Below are 1,226 nucleotides of genomic sequence, written 5' to 3'. Positions count from 1 at the left end.
TGGTCAAGACCCCATTTAGTGGACATTGAAAAAAACACCTAGGCTGTGAGCTGGCGTCGGTACTCTACCGGCGCCAGTTTATTTAATTTCCGCTGTGGCCGCTTTCGGTTGTAAAATCGTATGTATTTCTCAATTCTCCTTTGTGCCTCCGCCAGATTTCGGATATCATATGGATAGAGCCCTTCCGTTTTGAGATGCGAGAAGAAGCTTTCCATGGAGGCGTTGTCTAGGCAATTGCCCCGACGAGACATGCTGATTTGGGCGCTAACCTTTGGCAGCATGTCGTGGTAAGCATGAGACGTGTACTGGAACCCTTGGTCGCTGTGAACGACCAATCCAGTCACGTCTTTTTGCTTGGCAAACGCCTTGGCGAACGTCCTCAGAACCAGTTCATTGTCGTTACGTTCGCTGAGCTGGTAGGCCACAATCTCGTTGTTGAATAAGTCTTTCACCGCCGAGAGATACAGCCAGCGCTCGCCCACCCGGTATTGGGTTATATCCGTTACCCATTTTTGGTTTGGCTTTTCGGCCGTGAAGTTACGCTTAAGCAGATTCTCCGCCACACGTTCTGCTGCCTTGTAAGCCATGTTAAACCGGCGCTTCTTGCGAATGTTGGCTTTGAGTCCAAGTTCTTGCATGAGGCGTAGTACTTTCTTGTGATTCATCCATACACCTTCATCCTGCCATAAGAACAGCTGGATCTGCCGGTAGCCATACTTTCCTTCGTAGCGTTTATACACAGTGCGAATGAGTCGTTTAGCCTCTGCATCTCGGTCATTCTTCTTCCGTTTTAAATATGCATAATAGCCACTTCTAGAGACGCCAAGGAGTTGGCAGTGTTTGGCTACTTGGCCGATGTCCGCTGCTTGTTCAATGAGCTTGAAGCGCTGTTCTTTCCCTCCCGCATCCAGATTTCCAAACACTTTTTTAGCATTGCATTCTCCCGTTTCAACTGCTGAACATATCGCTCCTGATCTAAATATTCCTTCCGCCTTCCTCGTTGATCCAGTAGACCAAATTCGCCCTTTTCACGGTATTTGTGCATCCAACGCTTCATCCGACCCCGATCTTGAATTCCCAAATGATCGTTGATTTGCCGATACGTCCATTTTTCCTCTACGTGTAAGCGGATTGCCTCCATCTTGAGTTCCTCAGAATACGTCTTAAACTTTTGACCTTTAATAGCCATAAAAATGCACCCCCTAGAAATTCATCGGTTAAACCAA

At 47.5% G+C, this 1,226-nt stretch carries 2 protein-coding genes; both read right to left on the bottom strand.

The window, feature by feature from the left end:
• Positions 1-38: 38 nt before the first annotated feature.
• Positions 39-923 carry an IS3 family transposase gene (locus PCH05_RS27065; protein WP_164766822.1) on the bottom strand — a complete coding sequence of 295 codons (885 nt, stop codon included), beginning with the start codon at positions 921-923 and terminating at the stop codon, positions 39-41.
• On the bottom strand, positions 845-1,189 hold the full coding sequence (locus tag PCH05_RS27060) for a helix-turn-helix domain-containing protein (protein ID WP_246049972.1): 345 nt from the start codon (positions 1,187-1,189) through the stop codon (positions 845-847). The genes PCH05_RS27065 and PCH05_RS27060 overlap by 79 nt, the downstream gene beginning before the upstream one ends.
• Positions 1,190-1,226 lie beyond the last annotated feature (37 nt).

The sequence above is a fragment of the Paenibacillus chibensis genome (assembly GCF_004001045.1).
GTDB classification, from domain to species: domain Bacteria; phylum Bacillota; class Bacilli; order Paenibacillales; family Paenibacillaceae; genus Paenibacillus_AQ; species Paenibacillus_AQ chibensis.
The sequence above is the reverse complement of the archived record's forward strand: the minus strand, read 5'-3'. Positions and strand labels throughout refer to the sequence as shown.